A 6206-nucleotide genomic window follows, 5' to 3' on the forward strand; every position below is an offset into this window, starting at 1 on the left:
AGGGCGGCGTGCGGTAGAGCGACGAGACCGCGGTGACGCGCGTCGCGTCGTCGCCATCCAGTATGCGCAATGCCGCGCCCATGGACCTCGCCGGATCGCCGAGATTGCCGCCGAGGCTGAGATAGACGACGCTATTCTGGCCAGACAACGGTCACCTCGACATAATCGAGCACGCCGGGCACCGGGGCGTTCGGCTTGCGCACGGTGATCGCGGCCTTCCTGATCTGCGAGAAGCGCGCTGTCAGCGCCTTTGCGACCTCCAGCGCCAGCGCCTCGATCAGGAAGCGGCGATGTCCGGTCACGATCTTCTCGATGACCGCGAAGGCGACGCCGTAGTTGACGGTATCCTCGATGGAATCCTCCGTCAGCGGACGGCTGGGTTCGACGGTCAGCTCGGCATCGACATAGAAACGTTGGCCAAGCGTCTCCTCCTCGTCAAGCACGCCGTGGCGGGCGAAGAAGGCGCAATTCTTCATACGGATGACGTACATGATCAGGGTCCGGGGGGAGGCTCGGTTTCGCGGGCAAGCATAGCATCGGTCAGCGCCAGCGCGTCCACGTTGATTGCGACATCGTGGACGCGAAACAGGTCGGCCCCCTTCAAGCGCAGGATGACGCTCGTCGCCGCCGTGCCGGCGGCCCGATCGCCAGGCTCGCGCCCGGTCGCGGTGCCGATGAAGCGCTTGCGCGAGGTTCCCGCCATCAGCGGGTAGCCGAGCGCCTGAAGCTCCGAAAACCGCGCCATCAGGTCGAGGTTCTCCGCCGCCGTTTCCTTGGCGAAGCCGAAGCCTGCATCGAGCACGATCTGACTGTCGGCGACGTTGGCCGCACGCGCGATCTCGAGCGATTTGCGCAGGAACAGGAACTGGTCGTCGATCACATCAGGCAGTTTCTGCCGCTCGCGGCCGGTGTGCATGATGATGAGCCCGGCGCCGGTTTCGGCGGCGACGCGCGCGATGCCGGGCTCCCGCTGCAGCCCCCAGACATCGTTGACGATATGGGCGCCGGCGGCGACTGCGCGCCGCGCGGTGTCCTCGCGATAGGTGTCGACCGAGATCAGCGCCTCGCCGGAAGCGGCGAGCGCCGCGATGACCGGCAGCACGCGACCCTGCTCTTCTTCAGCCGTGATCGGAGCGAAACCCGGCCGCGTCGATTCCCCGCCGACATCGATCACGGCAGCGCCCTCTTTCACCATCCGGCGCGCCTGCTCCAGCGCCTTTCCCGGCGCGATGAACAAACCGCCGTCCGAAAAACTGTCAGGCGTCACGTTGAGGATGCCGACGACGACCGCCTTCGGACCGAGGTCGAGATAGCGCCCATGCGCCAACTGCCATCGCCTTGTCGTCATTGTCCATCAACCATGCGTGATCCGCCGGAAATCAATTCCGTTGCGCTGGCGACGGCCCTAAAGCAAGGTGCGTGAAGAGGCAATATGATGAAGCGTCCCCTGCTCTGCGCCCTGATGCTCGCGCTCGCCGCCACGCCGGCGGTCGCCGCGAATCTGGTGAAGACCTACAGCTATTTCAGCGTCGGCGGCCGCACGCTCGACGATATCCAGAACCAGCTGTCGAGAAACGGCCCCGAAGTGAAGAGCACCGGATCGCGACATCCAGGCGCCACGCAGATGGCCTTTACGACCCGTATCAGCTACGCCCAGAGCGCGCAGTCCTGCCGCATCGCCGATGCGGCCGTCACCGTGAAGGTCAAGGTGATCCTCCCCGAGTGGCGGCGCCCGCGCAAAGCCGATCCCGACGTTAGGCTGTTCTGGGACACGCTCTCGGCCGACATCAAACGGCATGAGGAACGCCATGTCGAGATCGCCGAGAACCATGCGCGCTCGCTCGAGGACGCGCTGAAGGCCAGCCCCACGCAAAAGACGTGCGAACAGGCAAAAGCGGAGGCCGCGTCGATCCAGGCAGCCGAGCTCGCCAGGCACGATCAGGACCAGGTGCGCTTCGACCGGGTCGAGGGCGCCAATTTCGAAAGCCGCATCCTTCGGCTGATGCGCTATCGGATGCAGCGCATTGAAGCCGGCCAGCTGCCGCCGCCTTGACCCGAAGCAAGCCGCATCCGAGGCCAATTTCGCCCAAGCATGGTGCCCGACGGGGAAAACTTTCGAAGGACGGTCGAAAACGGCCTATATCGAACGACATATAGCGGGTTCGAAACACCCCCTATCCACGATGGGAAATGACAGGCGCGACCAGCCAAAGCCACCTTGGCGCGCCAAGCACCTGCCTTTGAAAGAAATGATGCATGGACCAGACCGTCGAGACGATGGCGCAGAAAGCCGCGCCGATGAGCGAGAGCGAGAAGAACGCCATCATCGGTGGCGTGCTGTTGTCGATGCTGCTGGCAGCCCTTGACCAGACAATCGTCGCCCCCGCGCTGCCGACGATCGCGCTCGCGCTTGGCTATGCCGAGTATCTGCCGTGGATTGTCACCGGTTATCTTTTGACTGCGACCGCGATGGCGCCGCTCTACGGCAGGATCTCGGATGTCTATGGTCGCCGTTCCGTCATCTACGCCGCCATTATGGTCTTTCTGCTCGGGTCGCTGGTCAGCGCGCTCGCGCCCAACATGCTGGTGCTGGTCATCGGCCGCGCCATCCAGGGCGCCGGCGGCGGCGGTCTCTTCGCGCTGGCCCAGACGGTCATAGGCGATCTCGTGCCGCCGCGCGAGCGCGCCCGCTACTCGGCCTGGATCTCCGGCACATGGGCGGTGGCCAGCGTCGCCGGCCCTCTGCTCGGCGGCGTCTTTGCCGAGCATTTGCACTGGTCGCTGATCTTCTGGATCAACCTGCCGATCGGCTTCCTTGCCATGGCCATCATCAACAACCCGCTGAAGAAGCTGCCGATCGCGGCCAAGAACCATCGCATCGACGGGCTCGGCGCCGTGCTGCTGGTCATCGCTACGTCGCTGCTGCTCCTGGCGCTGAACTGGGGCGGCAGCGCCTATCCCTGGTTCTCCCGCGAAATCCTTGCGCTGGTGGCCTGCTCGGCCGTGTTCTGGGCTTTCTTCGCGCTGAGGCTGCTGAAAGCGGCCGAGCCCTTGATCTCCCTCGACGTGCTGGGCAACCCGATCGTGCTCGCCGGCACGCTGTCGATGTTCCTGTTGCAGGCGGCAAACATCGGCGCGTCGGTTTACCTGCCGGTCTACCTGCAGTCGATCGTCGGGCTTTCGGTCAGCGAATCCGGCATGGCCATGCTGGGCCTGCTGCTCGGCACGGTCGCCGGCGCCACCCTCAGCGGCCGTTTGATCCCGCGTTTTGTCCATTACAAGCGCATCGCCATGATCGGCGTCAGCCTTGCCATCGTCTGCGTTGGCGTGCTCAGTGCCATTGCGGGACACGCCTCGCTGCTCGAAGTCCTGATCCTGACCACGCTCACGGGCCTGGGCAGCGGAACGACCTTCCCGGTCGCCACCGTCTCGGTCCAGAACGCCGTCGACCGCGCTCACCTGGGCGTGGCGACCGGCGTGCTGACCTTCCTGCGCACGCTGGGCGGCGCGCTCGGCGTGGCAATCCTTGGCGCGGTGGCGCTCGGCTACGGCTTGCCGCTGTCGTCCGAAGGCGCCGCGACGCGTATCGAATTGTCATCGGCGCTGCCGTTCGTGATGATTTTCCTCACCACCGGGATCACGCTTGTCCCTGCGCTGATCGTGCTGGCGCTCATGCCGGAAAAGGAACTGCGCGGCCGCGACGAGCACGCCGCGCCGGTGCTTGCGGAGTAATCTCTCCGAGGTGCGTTGAGATTCAGGTCCGGCCGGCATCGCCTGAATTCAACATACTCAGTCTTGGACGCCGAGCTTCTTCTGCAAGCTGGTCGATGAGGTCGTATATTGGAAGACGATGCGCTCGCCCGGGCTGACGATGCGCTTGGCGGCCTGTGCCATCAGCGCCACCTCGTGGAAGCCTGACAGGATCAGCTTGAGCTTGCCGGGATACCAGTTGATGTCGCCCACGGCAAAGATGCCCGGGATCGAGGTCTGGAACTTCTCGGTGTCCACCGGGATCAGGTTCTCGTTGAGGTTGAGGCCCCATTCGGCGATCGGTCCGAGCTTCATGGTGAGGCCGAAGAAGGGCAGCATGCGGGTGCATGGCACCTCAACGTCGCCGTCCGGACCGCCCTTGATGGTCGCCGATGACAACTGGCCGTCGGTCCCGGCAAGCCCGCTGACCTGACCGACCAGGAATTTGAGCTGCTTCATCTCCTGCAAGGCATACATCTTGTTGACGCTGTCGGGTGCCGCCCGGAATTCCGGGCGGCGATGCACCAGCGTCACGCTGTTGGCGATCGGTTGCAGGTTAAGCGTCCAGTCGAGCGCCGAATCGCCGCCGCCGACGATGACGAGATCGTGGCCGCGGAATTCCTCCATGCGCCGGACCGAATAAAAGACGCTCTTGCCTTCATAGGCCTCGATGCCCGGAATGGGCGGGCGCTTGGGCTGGAACGAGCCACCGCCGGCGGCGATTACCACCACCTTGGCCTCGAACAGCTCGCCCTCGTCGGTAGCGACGCGGAAGCTGCCGTCGTCGAGCTTTTCCAGGTTGGAGACCATGCGGTTGAAAGTGAACTCCGGCTTGAACGGATGGATCTGCTCCATCAGCTTGTCGACCAGGCCTTGCGCGGAGATCGTTGGCCAGCCCGGAATGTCGTAGATCGGTTTTTCCGGATAGAGCTCGGCACACTGGCCGCCGGGACGGTCGAGAATGTCGATGAGATGGCATTTCATGTCGAGCAGGCCGAGCTCGAACACGGCGAAAAGGCCGACCGGCCCTGCGCCGACAATGAGAACGTCCGTCTTGGTGGTATTGCTCATGCGCTGCGCCCCTTCTGGGAATGGAGCGAGACTGCATGAGCTATTGCCTGCTGCCAAGCAGCCAGCACGAAGAAAACTGGAAGCTGGCTTCAGCCCTGGCGTTCGGGCACGCGCACGATCAGCCCGTCCAGCGCGTCGCGCACCTTGATCTGGCAAGAGAGGCGAGAATTCGGCTGGACGTCGTAGGCGAAGTCCAGCATGTCCTCTTCCATCGCCTCCGGCTCGCCGACCTCGGCCGTCCATGCCTCGTCGACATAGACATGGCAGGTCGCGCAGGCGCAGGCGCCGCCGCATTCGGCCTCGATGCCGGGCACCGCGTTGCGGATGGCGTTTTCCATGACGGTCGAGCCGTTTTCGGCCTCCACGTCAAATCGGGTCCCGTCATGGGCGATGTAAGTCAGCTTGGTCATTAAGTCACCTGAGGAGTCGCGACGGAGATAATCACTCCACCGGACAAGTCAACTGCGGCGCGAAAGCGCCACGAAATGACGTTTTTCAGAAAGATAGTGCTAGCGGCTGATGCCCGCGATGAAGTCGCGCACTTCCTCGATCAGCATGCCGAGCCGCTTGAGCGCCCGGACGTCTTCCGGCTGCTTCTCGATGATCGCCGCGCATTCGGCGACCGCGAACGCGCCGATGCCGCGCGCCGAGCCCTTCAAGCCGTGCGCCAGAAGTACCCTCTGCCTGGTGTCGGCGTCCGCGATCTGGTCACGAACATTGAGCGACTGCTGCACGAACAGCGCCAGCACCTCCCGTTCGAGGTCGCGGTCGCCCATTGTCTGGCGCGCCAGATGGCCGAGATCCACAGGTCGGGCTCGAGCCGTTCCGGAGGCATCTCCCCCCGGCATGGAAAACGCAATACCACTTTCGCCACGCATACGCACTGCAACTCCATCAAGCGGGCAGACGAGCCCGAGAAAATAGGCGTTTCCGGTCGCCAACGGGTTAACGATTGGAGGGGAAAAATGTTGTCAGGGAGGCGGCCGGATCACGCTTCCGTTAACCTTATATTTAAAGTTTTACGTATCGCCGGGAATGCATGTTTTCTTTACCCCTGTGTGTCATTACGATACGAAGGTCCATTTTTCAGCCTCCTGCTCGGGATAGACAAGCTAGAATCGGGCCAGAATCCGGCCAAAATCATAAGTCCCGCGGCAGCTAGTACAGGGTAGCGAAGGCATGGCTAAGAAACCAACGACGACCAAGTCTCTCGAGAATGACGTAGCCGCGGAACTGGAAAAGGCGCTCGACCTTGACCTGGCCGGCGACGAAGGCGGGCTCGACATGGCGGCGTCGATGGAGGATCTCGAAGCGCAGATATCGGCAGCTGCCGACGAGCTGGCGCGCGAAGGCCGCAGCCAGCGGACAGAGCCCGCCAACAACCC

The 6206-nt window shown here is 63.7% G+C and carries 9 protein-coding genes; 3 read left to right on the forward strand and 6 right to left on the reverse strand.

Going from position 1 to position 6206, the window contains the following annotated elements; translation table 11 throughout:
• The 3 genes from EOA28_RS21440 to folP form a co-directional block, all read right to left on the reverse strand.
• A partial coding sequence (locus tag EOA28_RS21440) for a 2-amino-4-hydroxy-6-hydroxymethyldihydropteridine diphosphokinase (RefSeq protein WP_189342127.1) occupies nt 1-148 on the reverse strand: 148 nt, incomplete at its 3' end.
• Nucleotides 132-491 carry a dihydroneopterin aldolase gene (gene folB / locus EOA28_RS21445; protein WP_042647736.1) on the reverse strand — a complete coding sequence of 120 codons (360 nt, stop codon included), beginning with the start codon at nt 489-491 and terminating at the stop codon, nt 132-134. The genes folB and EOA28_RS21440, both read right to left, overlap by 17 nt.
• Before the next feature lie 2 nt (nt 492-493).
• On the reverse strand, nt 494-1348 hold the full coding sequence (folP, locus tag EOA28_RS21450) for a dihydropteroate synthase (RefSeq protein WP_127253446.1): 855 nt from the start codon (nt 1346-1348) through the stop codon (nt 494-496).
• Nucleotides 1349-1432: 84 nt separating this feature from the next.
• Here folP and EOA28_RS21455 point away from each other — a divergent pair, with 84 nt between their 5' ends.
• Nucleotides 1433-2053 (forward strand): DUF922 domain-containing protein, encoded by a 621-nt coding sequence (locus EOA28_RS21455; RefSeq protein WP_128315235.1) that lies wholly within the window; start codon nt 1433-1435, stop codon nt 2051-2053.
• 203 nt (nt 2054-2256) lie between these two features.
• Nucleotides 2257-3732: an MDR family MFS transporter gene (locus EOA28_RS21460; protein ID WP_127253706.1), complete on the forward strand. Its 1476-nt coding sequence runs from the start codon at nt 2257-2259 to the stop codon at nt 3730-3732.
• 57 nt (nt 3733-3789) lie between these two features.
• On the opposite strand, the gene EOA28_RS21465 is transcribed toward EOA28_RS21460, so the two are convergent.
• The 3 genes from EOA28_RS21465 to EOA28_RS21475 form a co-directional block, all read right to left on the reverse strand.
• Complete coding sequence (locus EOA28_RS21465) at nt 3790-4821, reverse strand: NAD(P)/FAD-dependent oxidoreductase (RefSeq protein WP_128315236.1); 1032 nt, start codon at nt 4819-4821, stop codon at nt 3790-3792.
• Between the two features lie 89 nt (nt 4822-4910).
• Nucleotides 4911-5231 (reverse strand): 2Fe-2S iron-sulfur cluster-binding protein, encoded by a 321-nt coding sequence (locus EOA28_RS21470; protein ID WP_127253704.1) that lies wholly within the window; start codon nt 5229-5231, stop codon nt 4911-4913.
• Nucleotides 5232-5330: 99 nt separating this feature from the next.
• Nucleotides 5331-5699: an Hpt domain-containing protein gene (locus EOA28_RS21475; RefSeq protein ID WP_127253703.1), complete on the reverse strand. Its 369-nt coding sequence runs from the start codon at nt 5697-5699 to the stop codon at nt 5331-5333.
• 301 nt (nt 5700-6000) lie between these two features.
• Between EOA28_RS21475 and EOA28_RS21480 the strand changes: the two genes are divergently transcribed.
• On the forward strand, nt 6001-6206 hold a 206-nt coding region (locus EOA28_RS21480), incomplete at its 3' end, for a hypothetical protein (RefSeq protein WP_148670789.1).

Origin of the sequence: Mesorhizobium sp. M2A.F.Ca.ET.067.02.1.1 (assembly GCF_004023285.1) — a bacterium.
GTDB lineage: Bacteria > Pseudomonadota > Alphaproteobacteria > Rhizobiales > Rhizobiaceae > Mesorhizobium.